24 protein-coding genes are annotated in these 23,100 nt (G+C 65.7%); 23 read left to right on the forward strand and 1 reads right to left on the reverse strand.

Translation table 11 applies throughout. The annotated features are described in order from the left end of the window. From Q0982_RS19685 to Q0982_RS19780, 20 genes are all read left to right on the forward strand, one after another. Nucleotides 1–1,120 (forward strand): 30S ribosomal protein S1 (locus tag Q0982_RS19685; protein ID WP_299398773.1); only part of this gene is annotated, 1,120 nt, incomplete at its 5' end. A 199-nt stretch (nt 1,121–1,319) separates the two neighbouring features. Next, the gene (gene ihfB, locus Q0982_RS23865) at nt 1,320–1,799 is read left to right on the forward strand and encodes an integration host factor subunit beta (protein ID WP_367575453.1); all 480 of its coding nucleotides are present in this window, start codon (nt 1,320–1,322) and stop codon (nt 1,797–1,799) included. A gap of 175 nt (nt 1,800–1,974) precedes the next feature. Beyond that, nucleotides 1,975–2,370, forward strand: a complete 396-nt coding sequence (locus Q0982_RS19695) for a LapA family protein (RefSeq protein ID WP_299398777.1) — start codon at nt 1,975–1,977, stop codon at nt 2,368–2,370. After that, a complete protein-coding gene (locus Q0982_RS19700) occupies nt 2,370–3,305 on the forward strand; it encodes an ornithine cyclodeaminase family protein (protein ID WP_299398779.1) in 936 nt (311 codons plus the stop codon). The genes Q0982_RS19695 and Q0982_RS19700 overlap by 1 nt, the downstream gene beginning before the upstream one ends. Before the next feature lie 140 nt (nt 3,306–3,445). Next, on the forward strand, nt 3,446–4,564 hold the full coding sequence (locus tag Q0982_RS19705) for an FAD-binding oxidoreductase (RefSeq protein WP_299398782.1): 1,119 nt from the start codon (nt 3,446–3,448) through the stop codon (nt 4,562–4,564). Between the two features lie 79 nt (nt 4,565–4,643). After that, nucleotides 4,644–5,444 carry an orotidine-5'-phosphate decarboxylase gene (gene pyrF / locus Q0982_RS19710; RefSeq protein ID WP_299398785.1) on the forward strand — a complete coding sequence of 267 codons (801 nt, stop codon included), beginning with the start codon at nt 4,644–4,646 and terminating at the stop codon, nt 5,442–5,444. Nucleotides 5,445–5,447: 3 nt separating this feature from the next. Then, complete coding sequence (locus Q0982_RS19715; protein WP_299398788.1) at nt 5,448–6,395, forward strand: hypothetical protein; 948 nt, start codon at nt 5,448–5,450, stop codon at nt 6,393–6,395. 273 nt (nt 6,396–6,668) lie between these two features. Further along, entirely contained in the window at nt 6,669–7,568 is a 900-nt protein-coding gene (locus Q0982_RS19720; RefSeq protein ID WP_299398791.1) for a hypothetical protein, read from the forward strand. Between the two features lie 130 nt (nt 7,569–7,698). Further along, nucleotides 7,699–8,586, forward strand: coding sequence for a hypothetical protein (locus Q0982_RS19725; RefSeq protein WP_299398794.1), 888 nt, complete (start codon nt 7,699–7,701; stop codon nt 8,584–8,586). Nucleotides 8,587–8,789: 203 nt separating this feature from the next. Further along, a complete protein-coding gene (locus Q0982_RS19730) occupies nt 8,790–9,641 on the forward strand; it encodes a hypothetical protein (protein ID WP_299398798.1) in 852 nt (283 codons plus the stop codon). Between the two features lie 14 nt (nt 9,642–9,655). Then, complete coding sequence (locus Q0982_RS19735) at nt 9,656–10,591, forward strand: hypothetical protein (protein ID WP_299398801.1); 936 nt, start codon at nt 9,656–9,658, stop codon at nt 10,589–10,591. Next, on the forward strand, nt 10,588–11,400 hold the full coding sequence (locus tag Q0982_RS19740) for a hypothetical protein (RefSeq protein WP_299398804.1): 813 nt from the start codon (nt 10,588–10,590) through the stop codon (nt 11,398–11,400). Before Q0982_RS19735 ends, Q0982_RS19740 begins: the two co-directional genes overlap by 4 nt. After that, a complete protein-coding gene (locus Q0982_RS19745) occupies nt 11,397–12,260 on the forward strand; it encodes a hypothetical protein (protein WP_299398807.1) in 864 nt (287 codons plus the stop codon). Before Q0982_RS19740 ends, Q0982_RS19745 begins: the two co-directional genes overlap by 4 nt. Further along, nucleotides 12,257–13,147 (forward strand): hypothetical protein, encoded by an 891-nt coding sequence (locus Q0982_RS19750; RefSeq protein WP_299398809.1) that lies wholly within the window; start codon nt 12,257–12,259, stop codon nt 13,145–13,147. Before Q0982_RS19745 ends, Q0982_RS19750 begins: the two co-directional genes overlap by 4 nt. A 571-nt stretch (nt 13,148–13,718) precedes the next feature. Next, complete coding sequence (locus tag Q0982_RS19755) at nt 13,719–14,357, forward strand: hypothetical protein (protein ID WP_299398811.1); 639 nt, start codon at nt 13,719–13,721, stop codon at nt 14,355–14,357. Between the two features lie 82 nt (nt 14,358–14,439). Then, complete coding sequence (locus Q0982_RS19760; RefSeq protein WP_299398814.1) at nt 14,440–15,087, forward strand: phosphoribosylanthranilate isomerase; 648 nt, start codon at nt 14,440–14,442, stop codon at nt 15,085–15,087. A gap of 159 nt (nt 15,088–15,246) precedes the next feature. Beyond that, nucleotides 15,247–16,479, forward strand: coding sequence for a tryptophan synthase subunit beta (trpB, locus tag Q0982_RS19765; RefSeq protein WP_299398817.1), 1,233 nt, complete (start codon nt 15,247–15,249; stop codon nt 16,477–16,479). Nucleotides 16,480–16,492: 13 nt separating this feature from the next. After that, nucleotides 16,493–17,329, forward strand: coding sequence for a tryptophan synthase subunit alpha (gene trpA, locus Q0982_RS19770; RefSeq protein WP_299398818.1), 837 nt, complete (start codon nt 16,493–16,495; stop codon nt 17,327–17,329). 26 nt (nt 17,330–17,355) lie between these two features. Next, nucleotides 17,356–18,318, forward strand: coding sequence for an acetyl-CoA carboxylase, carboxyltransferase subunit beta (accD, locus tag Q0982_RS19775; RefSeq protein ID WP_299398821.1), 963 nt, complete (start codon nt 17,356–17,358; stop codon nt 18,316–18,318). Further along, on the forward strand, nt 18,302–19,672 hold the full coding sequence (locus Q0982_RS19780) for a folylpolyglutamate synthase/dihydrofolate synthase family protein (RefSeq protein ID WP_299398824.1): 1,371 nt from the start codon (nt 18,302–18,304) through the stop codon (nt 19,670–19,672). The genes accD and Q0982_RS19780 overlap by 17 nt, the downstream gene beginning before the upstream one ends. 224 nt (nt 19,673–19,896) lie before the next feature. Here Q0982_RS19780 and Q0982_RS19785 read toward each other — a convergent pair whose 3' ends face one another. Next, entirely contained in the window at nt 19,897–20,787 is an 891-nt protein-coding gene (locus Q0982_RS19785) for a LysR family transcriptional regulator (protein ID WP_299398826.1), read from the reverse strand. A 100-nt stretch (nt 20,788–20,887) separates the two neighbouring features. Here Q0982_RS19785 and Q0982_RS19790 point away from each other — a divergent pair, with 100 nt between their 5' ends. From Q0982_RS19790 to Q0982_RS19800, 3 genes are all read left to right on the forward strand, one after another. Beyond that, nucleotides 20,888–21,898: a TRAP transporter substrate-binding protein gene (locus tag Q0982_RS19790; RefSeq protein ID WP_299398828.1), complete on the forward strand. Its 1,011-nt coding sequence runs from the start codon at nt 20,888–20,890 to the stop codon at nt 21,896–21,898. 122 nt (nt 21,899–22,020) lie between these two features. Then, complete coding sequence (locus Q0982_RS19795) at nt 22,021–22,551, forward strand: TRAP transporter small permease (protein ID WP_299398830.1); 531 nt, start codon at nt 22,021–22,023, stop codon at nt 22,549–22,551. Nucleotides 22,552–22,554: 3 nt separating this feature from the next. Then, nucleotides 22,555–23,100 (forward strand): TRAP transporter large permease subunit (locus Q0982_RS19800; RefSeq protein WP_299398833.1); only part of this gene is annotated, 546 nt, incomplete at its 3' end.

Below are 23,100 nucleotides of genomic sequence, written 5' to 3' on the forward strand. Positions count from 1 at the left end.
CCTCCAGGGTGTGGTGAAGAACATCACCGACTACGGCGCCTTCGTCGATCTCGGCGGCGTCGACGGCCTGCTGCACGTCACCGACATCTCCTGGAAGCGCATCAACCACCCGACCGAGGTGCTGTCCATCGGCCAGCAGGTCAACGTGCAGGTTATCCGCTTCAACTCCGAAACCCAGCGCATCAGCCTGGGCATGAAGCAGCTTGAGGCCGATCCCTGGGAAGGCGTTGCCGCCAAGTACCCGGTGGGCACCAAGTTCATGGGCCGGGTCACCAACATCACCGACTACGGCGCTTTCGTGGAGCTCGAAGCGGGCATCGAGGGTCTGGTCCACGTCTCCGAGATGAGCTGGACCAAGAAGAACGTCCACCCGGGCAAGATCGTCTCCACCTCTCAGGAGGTCGAGGTCATGATCCTCGACGTCGACGAGCAGAAGCGCCGCATCAGCCTTGGCCTGAAGCAATGCGGTTCGAACCCCTGGGAGGCTTTCCTGGAAAGCCACGCTTCGGGCAGCGAGCTGGAAGGCGAGATCAAGAACATCACCGAGTTCGGTCTCTTCGTCGGCCTGCCTGGCGAGATCGACGGCATGGTCCACCTCTCCGATCTCGACTGGAATCTCTCCGGCGAGGAAGCGGTCAAGCAGTACAGCAAGGGCGACAGCGTCAAGGTGAAGGTGCTGGACGTCGATGTGGAGAAGGAGCGCGTCAGCCTGGGCATCAAGCAGCTCGGCGACGATCCCTTCGCCGGTTCCACCGAGAACCTGAAGAAGGGCGACGTGGTCACCTGCACGGTGCACCAGGTCGTCGACAACGGTATCGAGGTGCAGATCGGCGACGGCGCCATCGGCTTCATCCGCAAGGCCGAGCTGTCGCGTGACCGCAGCGAGCAGCAGCCCAGCCGCTTTGCCATCGGCGAGAAGGTCGACGCGCGGATCACCGCCATCGATCCCAAGACGCGCAAGATCGCCCTGTCGATCAAGCAGCGTGAGATCGCCGAGGAAAAAGAGGCTGTGGCCGAGTACGGTTCCACCGAGTCGGGCGCCAGCCTGGGCGACATCCTGGGCGCCGCCATCTCGGAGGCCCGTGCCAAGGCCGAAGGCGAAGAAAAGAAGGACGGCTGAGCCGCCAGCGGGACACCCGCCTCAGTAAGCCATTTCGTAAGACCTGTCTTGCGGCCCGCCGATCCCCGGCGGGCCGCATTTTCTTTGGAAGGCCGCGGTCTCCGCGGGAAGGACCAAGGAGCGCAGCAAAAAAACCTTTGTTCTGAAAGACTTACCTTGACGCCGTGCGCGTCCTCTGGCAACGTTTTGGGTACTTGAGATGAAAACCGCCGGAAGGCAGCGCTCAAGGGCAGCGCGGGTTCCGTCGCCGCAGTCTGGTTGGCAGGGATGCCAGAGTACAACAAGGCGCAATAGCCTTGAGAGAACAGCGGCGCGGATCGGCGAGCTGCGGGAGGCAAACGGGCAGGGGACACCCGACCATTGCCGCGGTCGGGAGGGGAAACGTGTCGTTATGACGAAATCGGAATTGATCCAGCATATCGCTGATTTGAATCCGCATCTCTATCATCGTGATGTGGAACGTATTGTTACGACGATTTTCGACGAGATATCCGAAGCGCTTTCCCGGGGGGACCGGGTCGAGCTCAGAGGCTTTGGCGCCTTTTCGGTGAAGAAGCGGGAGGCGCGCATCGGGCGTAACCCGCGCACCGGCGCTGCGGTCAACGTCTCGGAGAAACACGTGCCGTTCTTCAAGACCGGAAAGCAGCTGCGCGAGCGCCTGAACGGGCGCGAGGGCTGAAACGGTTTCGGTAATGGCGTCCTCGGACGCCGTCATCAGGCCCGCGCCGGTGTAGCATCGCCGCGAGCGCATCCGCCCGTCCGCAACTCTCGCCTGTCTAAGACAGTCTCGCGAAGCGCCGGAACATGCTCTAGACTGCCGGTGTTGAGCGTCCAACAGGTTGGGTGGCACTGCCGTGCGGTACATCTTCTGGTTCATGACCTTGTTGCTGACCCCGGTGTTCATCGTCTTCACCGTGGCCAACCGCGACCCGGTGGTGATCGACTTCTGGCCGTTTGAAATCCAGCAGGCCCTGCCTTTCTCTCTCGTCGTCCTGGCCTGCCTCCTGTTCGGTTTCGTCGTCGGCGCTTTTCTGATGTGGCTGCGATTCGGCGCGGCCCGCGCCCGCGCCCGCCAGGCCCAGCAGCGCGCCGCCGTACTGGAGCGCGAGCTGACAAACCTGAAGCGCAGCGCCGCCGCCCACGCCGCGCCAGGCGCAACCGGCCTGCCGTCGCCCGCCCCGGCGGCCCCCTCATCATCCCCCGCCGCCGACCAGATCCCAAGGCTTCCCGCGGCAGCCGGAAGCCCGTAATGCGGATCATCTCCTCGGCGGAGGTGGAAGCGGCACTGGACTATCCGAGCCTGATCGAACGGCTGCGGCAGGCCTTCCGGCGCGACATCAAGGTCCCGGTCCGCCATCACCACGACGTCGAGGTCACCGGCGCCAGCACCGGCACGCTGCTGCTGATGCCCGCCTGGCAGGTGGACCGCCACGTCGGCGTCAAGATGGTCACCATCTTTCCCGACAACGGCGCCCGCAGCCTGCCGGCGGTCATGGGCATCTACGTCCTGCTGGACGGCAAGACCGGCTCCCCGCTGGCGCTGGTGGACGGACCGACGCTGACGGTCAAGCGGACCGCCGCCGCATCGGCTCTGGCCGCAAAGTATCTCTCGCGGCCGGACAGCGAACGGCTCCTGATGGTGGGCACCGGTGCCATGGCGCCGCAGTTGATCATGGCCCACGCCGCTGTGCGGCCGATCTGCAACGTGCTGATCTGGGGGCGCAATCCGGACAGGGCCGAGAAGCTGGCCCGGCGGCTCACCCGCCGGGATTTCCGGGTGGAGGCGACCGACGATCTGGAAGCGGCGGCCCGCGGTGCCCACGTGATCTCCTGCGCCACCTTGAGCCACGACCCGCTCATCCACGGCGACTGGCTGCAGCCCGGCCAGCACCTGGATCTGGTCGGTGCCTTCCGCCCGGACATGCGCGAGAGCGACGACCGGGTTATGGAACGGGCAAGGGTCTTCGTCGATACCCGCGCCGGCGCACTCAGCGAAGCCGGCGACATCCTGCTCGCGATTGAGGCGGGGGCGCTGAGCGAAGAGGACATCGCCGGCGATCTGTTCGAACTGACCCGCGGCGAGCGCAGCGGCCGGCGCTTCTACGATCAGATTACGGCTTTCAAGTCGGTCGGTACCGCGATCGAAGATCTGGCAGCCGCGCAGTTGGTGCACGAGCGGGGCTGATCGCATTTCCCGCTGGCCGGGCCACCCTCCGGGCAGGCATGCTCCCGGGAGGGGGACCGGTCATGCGGAGGCGGAGCCCATAAAGGCCATACCATGAGGGCCATACCATGCCATGAGGGCCATACCATGAAGGTACTGCTATGAAGGTGCTGGTCGTCGGCGGCGGCATTGTCGGCCTGGCAACCGCCTGGGCCCTCGTGCGCCAGGGTCATGATCCCGTACTCTTCGAACAGGGATCGCTGCCGCACGAGGGCGGCGCCTCTTACGACCAGCATCGTCTGATCCGCCTCCCCTATGCCGATCAGCAGGGTTACTGCGCCATGGTGGTCGACGCGCTGGAGGCCTGGGACCGCCTGTGGGACGATCTCGGCGAGACCCCCTATGCGGAGATCGGCAGCCTGGCGGTCTCAACGGAGGAAAACGACTGGACCGATCTCTCCCGCGTCACCCTCGATGCGCTGGGGCTCGACTATGAAACCTTCGATGCCGGCGACATCCATGCGCGCTATCCCTTCCTGACCGTACCGCAGCATGCCTGGGGCCTGTTCAATCGCCGCGGCGGTCTGCTGTTCGCAGCCCGTATCGTCGAATCTCTGGTCCTCTATCTGCGCCACCGGGGCGTCAGCCTGCGCGAAGAGACCCGGATCGTCAGCGTCGACCCCGCCGCCGGCTGCGTGAGCCTGGACGACGGCAGCCGCGAGAGCGCCGAAGCTATCGTCGTCGCCGCCGGCGCCTGGACCGCCAAGCTGTTCCCGGAGCTGGCCCGCCGCGCCGTGCCGCACCGTCAGGTCGTCGCCTATCTGGAACCGCCGGAGCACCATGCGGAGGCCTGGGCCGCCGCCCCGGCGATGGTTCATCTTTCCAATGCCGCCGACATCTACGCCGCACCGCCGGCGGAGGGAAGCGAACTGAAGTTCGGCACCGGCACCCACCGCCGACCGGGCGACCCGGACAATCTGGAGTCCCTGGGCAGGAACGAAGCGGCTGCAGTCGCCGCCGCCTTTCGCGATGTGCTGAAGGACTTCGACGACTACGCGATCCTGCGCGGGCGCGTCTGTCCCTACGGCGTCTCCCCCGACGAGCGCTTCGTTGCCGAACGCAACGGCGGCGTCACGGTAATCGGCGGCTGCAGCGGCCATATGTTCAAGTTCGGCGCCCTCATGGGCGAGGAACTGGCGAAGACCGCGACCGGCGAGCGCCCTTTCGAGGCTTTCCGGGACTGGGCCGAGGGGCGCGGCGGCCGCCTTGAAGAGGACTGATGCCGGCGGCGGCAGGAGTCATCGCAAAGGCCCCTCACTGCCTCTGGCCGAGCGCGCGCGGCTCTGCTAGGTAGAGCTTATGACCACACCATCACAAGACGGCACGATCGCCCCGCAGGATCGTATCTTCGCCGCTCTGGACACGCCTGATATCGAACGCGCGGCCGCGCTGTCGAAGGCCGTGCTGGGCATCGTCGGGGGCGTCAAGATCGGCAAGGAGTTGTTCACCGCCCAGGGACCCGACGGGGTCCGCCTGGCCGCCGGCGGAGCACCGCTGTTCCTGGATCTGAAGTTTCACGACATCCCGAACACCGTCGCCGGTGCAGTCCGGGCAGCAGTGCACCTGCGCCCGGCCATCTTGAACGTTCATGCCTCCGGCGGGCGGGCCATGATGCAGGCCGCCGCACAGGCCGCGCGGGAAACCGCCGAGGATCTGGGCGTCGAACGGCCGAAGGTGATCGGCGTCACCGTGCTGACCAGCCTCGACGCCGCCGATCTGGAGGAGGTCGGGCAGCGCGGTCCCGCCGCGGACCAGGTGCTGCGGCTGGCCCGCCTTACGCAGGACAGCGGCCTGGACGGCGTGGTTTGTGCACCGCAGGAGATCGCGGCGCTGCGCGAAGCTTGCGGGCCGGGCTTTCTGCTGGTCGTCCCCGGCATCCGGCCGAGCTGGGCGGCCAGCGGCGATCAGAAGCGGGTGATGACGCCTGCGGAGGCCATCGCCGCCGGCGCCGATCACATCGTCATCGGCCGTCCGATCAATGCCGCCGACGACCCGCGCGCCGCGGCCCAGCGCATTGTCGAAGAGTTGGCCGCAGATGCCGGACAAGGCAGCCGGAGCGCCGTCCCGGCCGGCCCTGCCGAAAAGGCGCAGGCCGGGTAGCGGATGGTGGCACAGCAATCCCCCCCGTCCGGACCGGTCGCCGAGGTTCCGATCGCGGCCACGATCGTGGCCAGTTTCGCCGCCGTCTTCGGCCGTCTGGCCCTGGTCGCGCAAGCCGCCAAGGGTGCCGTGGCTCTGTTGATCGGAGCCTGGATCATTTCGCTGATTTTGCCTGCCGGCGGTGGCGTCAGTTTCTTCCTGATCCTGGTGAGCTTCGCCGCCACCTGTCACTTCGGGGTGAACTGGTGCCGGATCATCCTCTTCGGACCCGAGGCCCTGCCGGCCAAGAGTCTCTCCTGGGGCGAGATCCACTGGCGCTTTTTCGGCTACAGCGCCTTTCTTGCGCTCACCATGATGCTGATGGCGGTTCCGCTGACGTTTATCGGCTCCGTCCTTGCTGCGGTCTTCGGCCTGATGGGACCCGCGGGACAGGTTGGCCCAGGCGTCGTCCTGGTGTTGCTGGTGATGTTTGCCGGCATGATCTACACCCTTGCGCGCCTGGGCTTCGTTCTGCCGGCCGCAGCGGCCGGGGAGACCTACGGGCTCGGCCTCTCCTGGCAGCACACCGCCGGCCAGGGGCTACGGCTGAGCGCCGCCCTCGCCGCAGTCGCGCTGCCGCTCACCGTCGCGCAGATCGCCATCTCCCTCGTTCTTCTGCAGCTGTTCTTCGGGCTGTCCATCGCGGATCTGATGCCGACGGTGCCGATGCCGGGGGAGGAGTTGCCCACAGAGGGACCGGCTGCTGCCGTAAGCCCGAGCGAGCCGCCCTCGATCCTGGGTGTCATCGTGTTCAACCTGATCCAGGCGGTCGCCAACTTCCTCGCTTTCGCAGTGGTCTTCACCCTGCTCAGCTTCGCCTTTCGCACCTGCACCGGCTGGGTGCCCGGCACGACCGGCAACCTGCCAAGCACGCAGCCCCCCGCCGGCAGGGAAAACGACGAGACGTTCTGAACCGTCGCCATCTCTGCCGCGACCCATCTCTGCCGCGACCCATCTCTGCCGCAACCCATCGCGGCAGAGGGGGATGACGGCCCGCAACGATTGAACCCGGCACGACACCACGATGAGCCCGCCCGACGTTCGATCGGGTGCCCGCTCGGGTGCTAAGACTCGAGTGCCAAGACCTGTCAGCGCCAATCTTTCTCTTGCCCCGCTCATCTTTTGATAGAATAAGATTTCTATGATTTATCCTTTGATTGATTTAGCGCCTCAAGGATCCGAGACTTGACCCTGCAGGAAACTCAGCCGCCGCGGCCCAGGCTGGGCATCGCGGCAACCGTCAGCGGCGCCTATGGCGCTGTGTTCGGAGGCTTCTGGCCGCTTTGCAAGGCGGCGGCGCTGCCCTTTGTTCTCGGCATCGCGATCGCCATCCTCGCGCTCGCCCTGGAGAACATCCACTTCGCTGTGGACGTCGGGGTTCAGCTTCTCGGCCTTCTGCCCCTCGTCATCTTCGGGATCGCCTGGGGCCGCATCGTCTTGATGGGGCGGCGCAGCGGGGCAATACCGAGGCCCCTGTTCGGCAGGCGGACCTGGGCCTACTTCGGCTACCTGCTGGTCCACATGCTGTTGTTCATCGTGCCGTTCCTGCTGCTCTTCGCCGCAAGCTTCGGCATCGCCTTGCTCGCCGGAGAAGCCGTGGCGGATCTGGATCCGTTGGCTCTGACAGCGCAGGTGCTCTGGCTCGTGCCGACAAGTTTCCTGCTTTATCTGCTGCTGCTCTATATCTCGCTGCGCCTGGCCCTGGTGTTTCCCGCGGTCAGCGTCGATCAGCGGCTGAGCCTTGCCGGATCCTGGCGCATGACCCACGGCAACAGTCTGCGGTTCTTCGCAGCCATGATCCTGATCGTGCTTCCGGTCATCGCCGCGGTCATGCTCTTCGGCAGCTTCCTCACCGGCCTGTTCGTCTCGACGCTCGATGTAGGGCAGCCCGGCGGCGGCCTGACCGGCCAGGACGGGTCGTTGAACGTCGGCGCCATGATGCTTTTCTTCGGACCGACCATGATCTTCTCCTTAGCGGTCCAATACATCGCTTTCGCCCTTGTCGCCGCCGCGGTCGCCAAGGTTTATGCCCAGTTCAGCGGTTGGAGCGAAGCGAGCGAGGAAGTGCTGAAACGCTTCGACTGAGCGCCCCCGCGCCAAGGCTCCGCCCTTTCACCTCACGACAGCAGCCTGCCCCAGGCTTTGTCTTGGTCGAATGAGGCGCCGCCTGCTATCGTTCCGGTTGGGGAGACCGGAACGGGGAGAGGGCCGCTCCATGACCAACGAAGAGCCGGCGGCCGAGCGCCGGGAAATCCGTATCGGCGCCGCGCTGGCCGCTGCCTTCGCCTGCGTGTTCGCCGGCTTCAGCCGCTTCGCCAGGGCGGCGCTGCTGCCCTTTGCCGCATCGGTCGTTCTGGCAGTGGTATCGGTTCCGGCCATCCTGACGGTCCCACTGCTCGATCTGGCCTTCACGGTCGTCGAACTGCTGCCTTATGCGGTCCTGGGCGTGGCCCTCAATCGCGCGCTGCTGCTGCATGAAGAGCCTCGGCTGCTGCCGCGTCCCCTCCTGGATGGCCGCGGCTGGCGCTACTTCGGCTACAGCATTCTGATGATCATCCTTGTCAGCCTTCTGGCGGCCATCATAGCTGCCGTCGTCGTTGGCCTCGTCTATGTGGGGAACCCAAGAAGCTTCGCGGGAGGAACGTTGCAGGCAGGCAACTGGATCTTCGCGGTCGCATTGCTGGCCGGCCTGCTTCTGCTCTACGTCGCCGCGCGCCTCAGCCTGATCTTTCCGGCCATTGCCGTCGGTCACCACTGGGGCCTGGGCAATGCCTGGCGGGCAGCCCGCGGGGGCCAGGCGCTGAAGCTCTTCGCCATTTTCGGTGTTCTCTGCATCCTGCTTGCCGTGATCGGCGGTGTCGCCTCGGCGATCACCGGCCAGCAGATCCATATCGGCACCGGCGTCTCGGAAGCGGTACTGATCGAACAGGCCACCGCCGCCGGCCTGGGGGACATCGTGCTTGCCGCCCTTCCCGGCGTGCTCGTGAGCACCGTCCTCGCCTATCTCGGTTTCGGGCTCCTCACCGGCGCCTATGCCTACGCCTTTTCCCGGCTCAGCGGCTGGGGCGCGGCGCGCGAGGACATCCTGGAACGCTTCGAGTGATCTTTGCGGCGACGGAACAGCCCCTGCGAATTGCCTTTGCTCCGAGATGCGGGCGCTGTGATAGCCTCTGTTTTTGCGATGGTGCAGTTTGGAGTCATGAGCTTGGGTATCACCGTCTTCTCGCTGGTCAATTGCCGTCTGGTTGCTTGTCGTCTGGCCGGTGCCGGCCAGGGAACGAACAGCGGCAGTCCGGAGCGTTTTGAATGATCAGCAGCGAGCCGCCGCAGGAAGCCACCGGGCCGCTGCCCTTTGCGGCGACGGTCGCCGAGGTCTACAGCGCGCTGTACCGACACGCCGGGCCCCTGCTGTGGTGCCTTTCCCTGCCGGTTGCCCTGTCGATCATCTTTCTCGTGATCGCCAGCACCCAGATACAGTCTCCCAGCGCCTACGTGCTCTGGTATCTCTTCCTGGCCGTCCCCACCACCATGCTGGGCGTGCCCTGGCTGCGCCTTCTGCTGCTGGGGCCGGCGGCCGAGCCGCTGACCGTGTTCTCCAACTTCGGCGAGCGCCACTGGACCTTCCTGAAGTTCAACTTCCTGATCTCCCTCATCACCCTGCCGCTGATCTTCCTGCAGTTCTGGCTGGAGGCAGGCGGCCTCGGCGCCATCGAAGCGGGACCCGAGGGCGGACCGCCGGCAGACTCCTTCAACGCCCCCTTCGAGGACGGGGAAGGTACCGGTCTGCTTTCGGACGACCTAGTCTACTGGACGGTCTACCTGCCGCTGTTCTACATCCAGCTGCGCCTCTCCTTCGTGCTGCCGGCGGTGGCGGTGGACGAGCACTACGGCTTTGCCGAGTCCTGGCGCCACACCCAGCCGCTGGCCGGGCGCCTCTTCCTGATCGCCGTGATCGCGGTGCTGGGGCCCTGGTTGCTGTGGTTCTACAGCCCGAGCTGGTCCGACAGCGCAGGTTGGCAGCTCATCGCCTTCCTGTTCTATCACGGCACGATCTTCCTGCATCAGGCGGCCCTCTTCGCGCTGCTGGCTTTCGCCTTCCGCAGCACCACCGGCTGGGTTCCCGCCCCCGACCGCAACGTCCTACAGCGATTTGAGTAGCGGATGTAGCCTCTTTGGTTCACCGGAAGATCCCTCTCGGCCCCACCATGGCCGAAGCCTACGCGACGCTGTTCGCGAACCTCTGGCCGTTCGCCAGGATCGCGGCCTTTCCGCTGCTGCTCTACCTCCTGCTGCCGGTCCTCAACATTGCGCTCTATCCGATGCTGCTGCGGGCTGCAGCCCAGGTGCATCCCGTCTATCTCGTCGCACCGATGCAAAGGGGACGCCTGGACCTGATCATCGAGCAGGCTCTGCTTCTCATCGCAGTCATGGTCTTCTGCAGTCACTGGATCCAGTTCCTCATCGCTGCCAGAAAGCAGCGGGACGTCCGGCCGATTCAGTTCTGGTCGCGGCGCGACCCGCACGTCGTCGCACTTGCACCACTGCTGATGATCAGCACGCTGACCACCTTTGCGGTGGTGACGCTGACTCACTACGCAAAGCTGTACGGCTTCACCGACCTGATCTTACCGAGCGACATGGGCCTGACCGAAACACTTGAATGGTGGCAGCTGTTCTACTTGGTGCTTGGTCTTGTCACTGTGGTGTTTGCCGTGCTTCTCGAAGTCCTCATCGTCGGGCGCCTGGCGCCACTGTTTGCAGCCGCGGCGGCGGGTGAGCCGTTGCGCCTCACGGCGGCTTTGCGCTTGACCAAGGGACAGGCCCTGAGGCTCGTCACGCTTTGGGCGCTGCTGTTCTGGCTGCCGGTCTACGCCATGACGGTCTTGCAGGGCCACGTCGACAGTATCTATCTGGATCCGCGGACGCTTGAAACGGTCTACAGAGCACGCGTCTGGCCGTCGTTCGAGTTTGTGCTGACCTGGCGCCTGCTGCAGCTTCCCTCTGCCGTTGTCGCACTTGCCGCCATGGCGCTGGGCGCCAGCTTTTTCCTGCGCAGCTACATGCATGAAAGCGAAGTACAGGAAGCCTTCGTCGGGCGCTTTGAATGACTGCGGCCGACAGCGCCCTTTCGCCGCCGCCCAAGCTTGCGATCTGGCCGACCGTGCGGGCCGGCTTTGGCGAAACCGCGCGCAACTTCCGGGCCTTCCTGACGGCGGCGGCGCTGCCTCTCGCCCTGTCGCTTCTGGTCGCAGCGGTGATGGCCGATGCGCCGGAGCGGCGCAGCCTCACCATGCTGCACAGTCTGCTGGACATCATGATCGCAGCGGTCTTTCAGGTGGCCTGGTACCGGCACCTGCTGCTCGGGACGCCGGAAGCCCGGCCGCGCCTGCTGCCCCGTCCTGGCCGGCGGCTGGCCCCATACCTGGGCTACGCCTGGTTTCTGGGTGCCTTGTCCTTCCCTGCGCTTTTCGTCATCGAGCTGCCTGAACAGGGGCTGGGATCGACCGGGCAGATCATCATTGCCGTCCTCCTGCTGGTCTTTGCGTTCTACCTGAACATCCGCTTCGCCTTTGCCTTCCTCTGGATCTCCATCGACGAGCCCGGGCGGCTGCAAACATCCTGGCGTCAGACCAGGGGGAACGGATGGCGGCTGCTCATCGTCTTCGCGCTGACCGCTGCCCCGATCCTCGGCGCAGCGGCGATCGGCATTGTCCTGACGCAGATCTTCTTTCCCGACGCCCTGCCCGGTCTCCTGGCCGAAGTGGCCAGCGGCGTGCCCTTCTGGATCGGCCTGGCGGCGGAGCAGACTCTGACCTACCTCCTCTACGGTGTGTCCTCCGCCGCCTTCGTCCACGCTCTGCAAAGCCTGACCGGCTGGACCCGCAACCAGCAGGAGATCCTGGAGCGGTTCGAGTGAGCGCGACAGATCCGAACCCGCTACATCCACAGGACGTGCCCGTTTTTTCCGGAGTGGCAAGGGCTTTCAAGAGTGTCCTCAGCCGACCGCTTGTCCTGACGAAGCTGGCGCTTGTGCCGGTGCTCGCCAGTCTGGTTTTGCTCTGGGCCTACCAGATGACGCCGTCCCTGGCTTTCGGCGCTGAGATCCTGTTGCTGAGCCTGCTCAGCCTGCCCTGCGCCTACCTGGGCCTTGCCTGGTTGCGTCACTCGATGCTTGGCGGGAATGCCGGCCTTCTTCTCAAAGCGCCCTGGGTACCGAGCTACGGGCGAGCCCTGGCCTACTGCTTTCTCTGCTTTTTGTGGTTCGTCGCTGCACCGCTTCTGGCCGCCGGGGGCGCAAACGGACTCACCGGGTTCGCGAGACTGGATGCGGCCGGGCAGACCGATAGCGCCGGTTTGGTCTTTCTGGCTTTTCTCAGCCTCACCCTGCTTGGGCTCTACGTCACGGGCCGTCTTTTCCTGGCGGTGCCTGCTTTCACAGCCGGACTGTCCGCTTCGCCCCGTGCGGCCTGGCACCTCAGCGAAGGTCAGGGCTCCCGCCTCTTCTTCGCTGTTTTCGTCTTGGTGCTGGCGCTGCTCATCGTCAGCGTCTTCGCAGTGCTCGGGGTTGGCAGCATCAGGGCAACCATCACCGTGATCCTGGGCTATCCCGTGGATCGACTGCGGGACGTCACACTGATTCCCACTGTGGGCCAAACCGCTGCTCTGTTCACGCTGCTTTTCGGGACCGCCGTCTTCGCCGAGTTCCTCGCCATCGCCTTTCGCAGGATCACCGGCTGGAGCGGCCCGCGCGACGACATCCTGGAGCGGTTTGAGTGAGTGACGACGACCGCACAAACGATGCGACAACTACCATCCGGTCCTTTTGGTTGCCTCTGAAGAACGCCTTCGTGGTCGTCCTTAGCAATCTGCCGTACTTGGCTTGGCTCGCCGCCGTTCCTTTCGCGCTGATGGTGACCATCGGTGCAGTCACTGCAGTTCTCTATCCACACATTTTCACGTTGCTCTCGCGGTGGATCGGGTATGAATTTGCCGTAATGCTGAACATCGGCGGACTAAAAGCAACGATCGACCTAATCCTTTTTCTCGTCCCAGTATCGATGTTTGTGATTGCCTGGATCCAGTTCGTGACCATCGGATCTGCGTGCGACTTTCGGACCATCGTCCGGAGCCAAGCGTTTCGAAGAGTCCTCTGCCTGAGTCCGTTGCTGTGCATTTATCCGATAGTCACCTTCTTGAACTCTGTTTACGTTTCCTATGAATTCGCATTTGCCTCAGTGGATGCCCCCGGGTTCGGTCTGCTTCCCATTTGGGCATACGGATTGATAGTCGGACTTGGTCTCGAAGCATTCGTCCTTGGCCGATTGGGCCCGACCCTTGTCACGACCGCTCTTGGCGGCCAAGCGTTAACGCGCCCCACTTGGCAGCACATCCTGCGTAATGGCCTGGGCTGGTTGCTGACCTATCGGGCAATCGGAATTCTCTTCGCCATCTTCTACTGGCCATTCGCGTACCTGACAGTGATCTCCGACACAGCCTTCGTCCATCTGCGCTACGGCAGCGCCGCGATAGAAGACTGGCTCCTTAGGGAATTGATCCATATGCCGGCGACTATCGGATCCTTCCTCAACCTAGCACTGGGCCTCGCCTTCATTGCCGCCGTGACAAAAACCGAACGCCAAAAAAACCTTGGAGTCTTCGATTAACCCTACCCATTGACTTGGCCGCTCCAAGCCGCCCTAATCCGGCGCCCAGGAGCCAAGCAACTGGATTTAAGATTGAGCGTCGGCGTGCAAGTCTGCGGTATCTCGACGCTGGAAGACGCCGCAGTCTGGGCGCCAGGATACCCCAAGGCATCACGAGGTTCGGCCCGCCGGTGGATGCCGACGATACCATCTCTATTGCGCCTCGGTTCACCGCTGTTCTGTCCGCGGGGACACTTGCAACGCGCCTGTCAGAACCCACGTATCAAGACAAGAGCATTTGCTAATGAAAACAGGGAGGACGTCTCTTGTCCTTAGCACCGCGATCCCATGAAGGTGCCGCCCGCTGGAGTTTGTTTTGCAGACGCGCTTTGCCGATTGAACTGGATGTGAGCGAGGCTGCAGGGTGAAGCTTCCAGTTACTCGGATCGTGGGCACGGCCTATGGAGTTGTCGCCGCAGACCTCGGGCGCCTTCTCCTTACTATGGCTCCTGCTCTTGCCGTCGTTATAGCACTCTGGCTTGTCCGGCTTTCGTTAGGTCCTCAGTTGCAAGGTTTCGCCAGCGTTTGGCCAATGGTCGAAGCGCTGCCCTACATTCTCTTTGGACTGATATGGTTTCGCGTTCACGAGTCGCCGGGAACTCTCTTTCCGCAGCCACTGTTCGGGACAAGAAGCCCCGCTTTCATTGCCTTTGCCGCCCTTGCCTTTCTGCTCATCTGGCTTCCGGCTTACCTATTCGCCTTTCCGATGCTGTTCCAGGTTCTGGAAACAGCGCGGACGGGCGCACCACAGTCTCTCTCGATTCAGCTCCAAGGGTACATTCTGCTTCCAGCGACAATGCTCGTCTGGCTCTATGTCATTGGTAGATTGAGCCAGATTCTCCCCGCAGCCGCATTCGATGAAGATCTGAGCGTATGGGGCACATGGAAAGCAACTGCCGGCAACGGGGTACGCCTGCTTGCGGCCTATGTGCTGGCCGGATTCCCGGTTCTGATTCTTGTCGGTTTTCTGGTTGTCTTTGCCATATCGCGTGGACACTTCGACGGCTCAAACAGCACCGCGATAGCCACCCAAGGAACCCACGTCGCCGAGCGTGCACTGACAGGCCTCATGACGGCCGTCCTATGGCTTGCTCTTGCAGCCCTTCTCGCGGTCGTTGCCACGGAGGCATATCGCCGTCTCACTGGGCGGACCCCAAAACACCAAGTCTAGGTTTCACCAAGCTCACCCCATTGACTTGGCCGCTCCAAGCCGCCCTAATCCGGCGCCCAGGAGCCAAGCGACCGAAGTGAAGATGAGCGTTGACGTAAAGATCTGCGGTATCTCGACGCCGAAGGCGATGGACGCGGCGGTGGAGGCCGGCGCGGCCTTCATCGGGCTGAACTTCTATCCGCCGAGCCCGCGCGCGGTGACGCCGGAGGATGCGGCGGCGCTGGCTGCCCGCGTGCCCAAGGGGGTCATCAAGACCGGCCTGTTGGTCGATGCCGCTGACGAGACCATCGCAGCCATCCTCGCGGCCGCGCCGCTGGACCTGCTGCAGCTTCACGGGTCCGAGACGCCGGAACGGACGGCCGCGGTGAAGGCGCGCTTCGGGCTGCCGGTGATGAAGGTGGTGAAGCTGCGCCAGGCCGGCGACCTGGAGGCCGCCGAACCCTACCTCGCCGTGGCCGACCGCCTGCTGTTCGACGCCAAGCCGCCGGCGGAGATGAAGGAGGCCCTGCCCGGCGGCAATGCGCTGGCCTTCGACTGGTCGATCCTGAAGGGCCGGACCTGGCCGCTGCCCTGGATGCTGGCCGGCGGCCTGACGGTGGAGAACATGGCCGAGGCGGTCGCCACCACCGCCGCACCGGCGCTCGACGTGGCCTCCGGCGTCGAGGATGCGCCCGGTCAGAAAAACCCTGAAAAAATCAGGGTCTTTCTGACCGCAGCGAAAGCGCTCTAGCGGACCACGCGGCACCGCCCGGGGGCCGCCCAGGGTCCGGCCAGGGGCGGCAATCCGCCGGAAACGGCGCGCGCGCGGGCATTGCGGCAGCGGCGCGTTTGGGGCAATCTCCGCCCTTCATCAATAAGAAACGCTGCGAACAAGGACAGAACGTCCCCCATGGGAACGCCGAACACTTTCCGCGCCGGCCCGGACGAGGCCGGCCATTTCGGGCTTTTCGGCGGCCGCTTCGTCGCCGAGACGCTGATGCCGCTGATCCTGGACGTCGAGCGCGCCTACACCGCCGCCCGCCAGGACCCGAGCTTCCAGAGCGAGTACGACTACTACGCGAAGCACTACGTCGGCCGGCCGAGCCCGCTCTACTTCGCCGAGCGCCTGACCGAAGAGCTGCGCAAGGAGGCCGCCCCGGACAAAGGGGCGAAGCTCTACTTCAAGCGCGACGAGCTGAACCACACCGGCTCCCACAAGGCCAACAACGTGCTGGGGCAGATTCTGCTGGCCCGGCGCATGGGCAAGACCCGCATCATCGCGGAGACCGGGGCCGGCCAGCACGGCGTCGCAACCGCCACCTTCTGCGCCCTCTTCAACCTGCCCTGCGTGGTCTACATGGGCGCCACCGACATCGAGCGGCAGGCCCCCAACGTCTTCCGCATGAAGCTCTTGGGCGCCGAGGTGAAGCCGGTGACCAGCGGCACCGGGACGCTGAAGGACGCCATGAACGACGCCCTGCGCGACTGGGTCGCCAACGTCGAGAACACCTTCTACATCATCGGCACGGTGGCCGGCCCGCATCCCTATCCGGCCATGGTCCGCGACTTCCAGTCGGTCATCGGGCGCGAGGTGCGCGAGCAGATGAACGAGGCCGAGGGCCGCCTGCCCGACGCCCTGGTCGCCTGTATCGGCGGCGGCTCCAACGCCATGGGGCTGTTCCACCCCTTCCTCGACGACAAGGAGGTGCGCATCGTCGGCGTCGAAGCGGCCGGGCGCGGCATCCCGACCGGCGAGCATGCCGCCTCGCTGACCGGCGGGCGCCCCGGCGTGCTGCACGGCAACCGCACCTACCTGCTGCAGGACGACGACGGCCAGATCATCGACGCCCATTCGATCTCCGCCGGGCTCGACTATCCGGGCATCGGGCCGGAGCATTCCTGGCTCAACGACATCGGCCGCGCCGAATACGTCTCCGCCACCGATGCCGAGGCGCTGGAGGCCTTCCAGCTCTGTTCCCGCGTTGAAGGCATCATCCCGGCGCTGGAGCCGGCCCATGCGCTGGCCCATGTGCGCAAGCTGGCGCCGGAGATGGACCGCGATGCCCTGCTGGTCATGAACATGTGCGGGCGGGGCGACAAGGACGTCTTCACGGTGGCCGAAGCCCTCGGCGTGAAGCTTTGAGGGGTGTGAAGCTGTGAGCGGAGAGAGCAGAATCGAGCGGCGCTTCGCCGCCCTGAAGGCCGAGGGCCGCGGCGCCCTGGTCACCTTCGTCACCGCCGGCGATCCGGACCCGGAGACGGCGCTGGAACTGGTGAAGGGCCTGCCCGGCGCCGGTGCCGACCTGATCGAGCTCGGCATGCCGTTTTCCGACCCCATGGCCGAGGGGCCGCCGATCCAGGCCTCCAGCCTGCGGGCCCTGAAGGCCGGCATGACCCTGGCGAAGACGCTGGAGACCGTGCGCGCCTTTCGCGCCGGCGATGCCGACACGCCGATCATCCTGATGGGCTACTACAACCCCATCTACAGCTACGGCGTCGAGCGCTTCGTCACCGACGCGAAGGATGCGGGCGTCGACGGCCTGATCATGGTCGACCTGCCGCCGGAGGAAGACGAGGAGCTCTGCCTGCCGGCGCTGAAAGCCGGTATCCACTGGGTGCGCCTCGCGACCCCCACCACCGACGACGCGCGCCTGCCGACAGTGCTGCGCAACACCAGCGGCTTCGTCTACTATGTCTCGATCATGGGGATCACCGGAACCAAGGCGGTGCCGGTGGACCATGTGCGCGAAGCGGTGGCGCGTCTGCGCCGCCACACCGAACTGCCGATCGCCGTCGGCTTCGGCATCCGCACGCCGGAAGCCGCCGCCGCGATTTCCCAGGCCGCCGATGCCGCCGTCGTCGGCTCGGCCATCGTCGACGCCATCAAGGCGGAGCTGGACGCGGACGGCAAGGCCAGGCCCGGGCTGGTCGCCAAGGTGCTGGCCTTCGTCGAGTCCCTGGCCGACGGCGTGCGCGGCAACCGCGCGGCCTAACAGTCTAACCCCGGAGGTATCGCCTCATGAACTGGATCACCAACTACGTCAGGCCGAAGATCCGCGCCCTGGTGACCAAGCCGGACGTGCCGGAGAACCTCTGGGAAAAGTGCCCGAGCTGCAGCCAGATGATCTTTCATCGCGAGCTGGAGTCGAACCTTCGGGTCTGCCCGCACTGCGGCTATCACATGCGCATTTCCGCCCGCCGGCGCCTGGAGATGCTGTTCGACGAGGGCGCGTTCAAGACCATCGAGCTGCCGGAAGTGCCGCTGGACCCGCTGCGCTTCCGCGACCGCAAGCGCTATACCGACCGCCTGCGCGAGGCCCAGACCAAGAACGACGGCGACGAGGCGATCATCGTCGCCCACGGCACGCTGGGCGGCCACCCCACCGTCATCGCCGTCTTCAACTTCGCCTTCATGGGCGGCTCCATGGGGATTGCCGTGGGCGAAGGGCTGCTGGCCGCCGCGCGGCTGGCGGCGCTGCAGGAGGCCGCGCTGATCGTCATTCCCGCCTCCGGCGGCGCGCGCATGCAGGAGGGCATTCTCTCCCTCATGCAGATGCCGCGCTCCGTGGCGGCGGTGGAGATCGTCAAGGAAGCGGGGCTGCCATACGTCGTCGTGCTGACCGATCCCACCACCGGCGGCGTTTCCGCCTCCTTCGCCATGCTGGGCGACGTGGCCCTGGCCGAACCCGGCGCCATCATCGGCTTCGCCGGCCAGCGGGTGATCGAGGAGACGATCCGCGAATCCCTGCCCGACGGCTTTCAGCGGGCCGAGTATCTGCTGGACCACGGCATGGTGGACATGGTGGTGACCCGCGCGGAGATGCGCGACACCCTGGCGCGGATCCTGGGGCTGCTGCGCGACAAAACCCCCAGCGCCGAGGTCGTTACCCTGCCGGTGGGCGACGAGGGCGCGCCGGAGGACGAGCCGGAGCCGGAGATCCCGCCCGTGCCGGCGGAAGAGGGCAGTGACGTCCGGACCTGACGGAGCCGCCGCGGCCCGCGGCGCTCCACCACCGAGCACACCCACCAGCGATGCGGTGCTGGAGCGGCTGACCCGCCTCCACCCGAAGATCATCGACCTCTCCCTCGGCCGGGTGGAGCGGCTGCTGGAACGTCTGGGACATCCCGAACGGCGCCTTCCCCCGGTGATCCATGTCGCCGGCACCAACGGCAAGGGCTCTCTGCTGGCGTTCCTGCGCGCCATGCTGGAGGCCGGCGGCCGGCGCGTACAGGCCTATACCTCGCCCCATCTCGTGCGCTTCCACGAGCGCATCCGCCTGGCCGGGGGGCTGATCGACGAGGCGGCGCTGATCGCGCTGCTGGAGCGCTGCGAGGAGGCCAACGGGCCGGAGCCCATCACCTTCTTCGAGGTGACCACCGCCGCCGCCTTCCTCGCCTTCGCCGAAGAAGCAGAGGGTAAAGAGGGCGCAGGGGGCAAAGAAGGCGCGGACATCCTGCTCCTGGAAACCGGTCTCGGCGGGCGCCTGGACGCGACCAACGTTCTCGACAAGCCGCTGCTCACCGCCATCACCCCCATCGGCCTGGATCACCAGCAGTATCTCGGCGACACCCTGGCGGCCATCGCCGGCGAAAAGGCGGGTATCCTGAAGCCCGGCGTGCCCTGCGTCGTCGGCCCGCAGCCGGACGAGGCCCTGGCGGTGATCGAGACAGCGGCGGAAAGGGTGGGCGCGCCTCTCCACCGCCATGGCCAGGACTGGCGTTTCGCCCCGGGACCGGAGGGTTTCCAATTTGAAGACGCGAACGGCGTTCGTCGCTGCCCCCAACCCAACCTGCCGGGTCCGCATCAGGTCGCCAATGCCGCCCTCGCGGTGGCCTGCGCGCGCCGGCTGGAGGGCTTCGACCTGGGCGACGACGCCATCGATAGAGGTGTCAGGTCAGCCGACTGGCCGGGCCGCCTGCAGCGCCTGACCCGCGGCCCCCTGGCCGAAGACCTGCCGCCCGGCTGGGAGCTCTGGCTGGACGGCGGCCACAATCCGGATGCCGGCGCCGCGCTCGCCGAGACGCTCAAGACCTGGCACGACGGCCCGCTGCACCTGATCTACGGCATGCTGAACACCAAGGGGGCGGAGGGTTTCCTAGGGCCCCTGGCCCCGCTCGCAAAGGACCTCAAGGCCGTCGCCATCCCCGGCGAGAAGGCCAGCCTCAGCGCCGAGGACGCCGCCGCGCGCGCCACCCGGGCCGGCCTCGACGCCACGCCCGCCGCCGCGGTCGCCGACGCCCTGCAGGCCATCCTCCGCAGCGCCGAGGCACCCGGCCGCATCCTCATTTGCGGCTCCCTCTACCTCGCCGGCCAGGTGCTGCGCGACAACGGCTGAAGCGTCTCGAACGCGCCGGCGCGGAAGACAATCGGACACCGTGAGTGTGGCTCACCCCCCTCCCAACCTCCCCCCATCAAAGGGGGGAGGAGAGTTCTCAGGCCGCCTCAACAAGGCCCCCCTCCCCCTTCAGATGGGGGAGGGTCGGGGTGGGGGTGACAGCCTTTCAACCGGAAGCCCTCCGCCGCCGCGGTCGCCGACGCCGACGCCGACGCCCTGCAGGCCTATAGCGCGGCGGTTTCCGCCAGGAAATCGATGAAGCGCTGCTTGACCGGCGAAAGGGTGTCCTGATTCCAGACGGCAACCGTCGGCACCGTTGCCGTGCAATCCTTTAGAGGGCGCGTCTTCAGGCCCTTGCGCAGGCAGTTCTCGATCGAGGTGGCCTGAACCGAGATTCCCATTTCGCAGGCGATCAGCCCGAAGATACCCTCGCTGTTGGAGGCCGACTGCACGACCCGCGGCTCGAAGCCGGCGGCCCGGCAGAGCCTGTAGAGGTGGTCGTGGTAGTAAGTCCAGTTGTCGGTCGTGCCCAGGACGAAGGGCTCGCCGGCCAGATCGGCCAACGCAATCTCCCGCTGCTTTGCCAGGGGGTGCGTGCCGTAGAGCACGACGATGAAGCCATCGTGCTGCACGGCAAGGGAGTCGAGCCCCTCCTCTGCCACCGGGCCGGTGACGAAGCCGACGTCCAGGGTGCCGGACTCCACGGCGTTCAACTGCGCGCGGGTGTAGTCGTGGCGCGGCTCCAGCGTCACTTCCGGATAGCGCTGGCGGAAGGACTTCAGGATCTGCGGCAGCCGCCCGGCGATGGCGATGTCGGTGTAGCCGACCACGAGATGACCCTTCTCCCCCGTCGCCGTCTTCTGGGCCTGGTCGACGGCCCCGTCCATATAGGCCAGCGCCGCGGAGCAGCCGCGCAGGAAAGTGGCGCCGGCGCGGGTCAGGGCGACATGGCGGTTGCTGCGCTCGAACAGGCTGACGCCGATCTCCTGCTCGATATGGCGGATGGCGCGGCTGAGCGCCGGCTGGCTGACGTTCAGGCGCTCCGCGGCGCGGCGGAAATGCAGCTCCTCGGCGACCGCCGCGAAGTATCTGATATGACGCATACCGATGTGCATGATGCAACTCCGGCATCAATCAAGGCATGTTTGCTATTATACACCGCATTACGGCGGGACTAAGCTTTTCTGACAAACCCATAAAACAGGGAGCAGAGAGATGAATTGGGGAACGAGAGGCGCCGCGCTCGCAGCGGCGGCGGTCTTCGCCTTGGGTCTGGGGCTGGCCGAACGGACTGAGGCCGCCGACGCGGTGGTGATGAACCTGGGCTGGGCGACGCCGCTTGAAAGCGACTATGGCATTCTGGCCGCCAAGTTCGAGGAGCTGGCAGAGAAGTACTCCAACGGCACGGTCGACGTGAAGCTGCGTTGCTGCGCCCAGATCTCCACGGAGGACGACGCCTTCAAGGCCCTGCAACTCGGCACGGTCGACGGCTATTTCATTTCGCAGAACAACGTCTCGCCGCACTGGCCGCTGATGGACGTCTTCGTGCTGCCCTACATCTTCCAGAACACCGATCACATCCTGAAGGTCGCAGGCGGGCCGGTGGGCCAGAAGATCCGCGACAAGATTCAGGCCGACACCGGCGTGCATCTGCTCACCTTCGGCGGCCCCGGCTACCGCGACATGTTCAACTCCCGCCGCCCGGTCAACACCATCGAGGATCTTGCCGGGCTGAAGCTGCGGGTGCCGAAGAACCAGGTGATGCTGGCCACCTTCGAGGCCTTCGGTGCCGAGCCGGTGCCGCTGGCCTGGTCGGAAACGCCCACCGCGCTGCAGACCGGCACCATCGACGGCGGCGACAACGGCACCTCGGTGATCCGCGAGATGAAGTTCTTCGAGTTTGCCAAGCACCTGATCATTCTCGATCACTTCGCCGGCTTTGCGCCGGTCTTCGCCTCCAACCGCTTCATGAACAAGCTGGACGAGGATCAGAAGGCGGCGGTGCTGCGCGCCGCCAAGGAAGCCGGCGAGTATCATACCCAGGTGAAGATCGCCGAGATCGAGGAAATCCGGACCTGGCTTTCCACCGAGGGCGGCATGTCGATCACGCGCCCGGAGCGTGGACCCTTCATCGCCGCCGCGCAGGAGGTGCAGCAGCAGTTCGCCGCCGACCGCGGCGACGCGTTCAAGGCGCTGGTCGACGAGATCCAGGCCGCCGCGGACTAGCCCTCTTCAGACCTCATTCCTGTCGACTGCCGGGCGGGATCGCCTCCGGGTTTTCCCGCCCGACTTTTTTACAACGGTAGCGTCGTCACCCGTCGCAGGGTGACGGAACGGAGGCAGGCTGGATGATCCTGCGCGCACTGCAACAGGCCGAACGGCACTTCGAAGAGGCGTTGTCCTGCTTCGGCCTCGCCGTCGTCGCGGTCTGCGTCTTCCTGCAGGTCATCATGCGCTACGGCTTCAACTCCGCCCTGCAATGGTCGGAGGAGGTCGCCGCCATCGCCATGGTCTGGGCGGTCTACATGGGTGCCGTGCTCTGCGTGCGCGAGCGTTTCCACATCCGCATCATGGCCGGGGTGATGCTGCTGCCGACGAAGGCGGCCACCGGCGTGGTGATCCTCGCCGACGTCATCTGGCTCGGCTTCTCGATCTTCATGGTGAAGATCAGCATCGATTACCTGGAGGTGCTCTGGACCTTCACCTCCACAACGCCGCGCCTGGGCATCAACGAGTTCTATCCGCAGTCCATCGTCTTCATCGGCTACACGCTGATGATCGTCCGCCTGCTGCAGCTCTATGCGGGGTGGTGGCGCAGCGGTCGGCGCGGCATTCCGGGCATGCGCCCGGAGCACAACCGCGAAACGCCGGAGACCTGAGCGATGAACGATCTCGTCCTCATCGCCCTCGTCTTCACGGTGCTGACCCTGATCGGCCTGCCGCTCTTTGCCGCGGTGGGCATCAGCACCATCCTTGCGCTCTTCCTGATCGACATCCCCTACACCCTGATGGCGCAGACCGGCTACACCAGCCTGACGCCCTTTCCGCTGCTGACCATTCCGCTCTTCGTGCTGGCCGGGCGCCTGATGGAGGTCGGCGGCATGGCCGAGCGGCTGATCGGGATCGCCACCAATCTGGTCGGCGCCTACCGCGGCAGCCTGGGCCTCGTCACCGTCTTCGCCTGCATGCTGTTTGCCGCACTGTCGGGTTCCGGACCGGCGACCACGGCGGCCATCGGCTCGGTGACCATTCCGGCCATGCGCCGCGAGGGCTATTCCGTGCCCTTCGCCGCCGCCATCGCCGCCTCCGCCGGGGCGCTGGGCAGCGTCATCCCGCCCAGCAACCTGATGATCATCTACGGCCTGGTCTCGGAGACCTCGATCCCGCGCCTCTTCCTGGCCGGCGTCGTGCCGGGCATCCTGGTGACC

The sequence above is a fragment of the Pelagibius sp. genome (genome assembly GCF_028281305.1).
Taxonomy (GTDB): domain Bacteria; phylum Pseudomonadota; class Alphaproteobacteria; order Kiloniellales; family Kiloniellaceae; genus Pelagibius.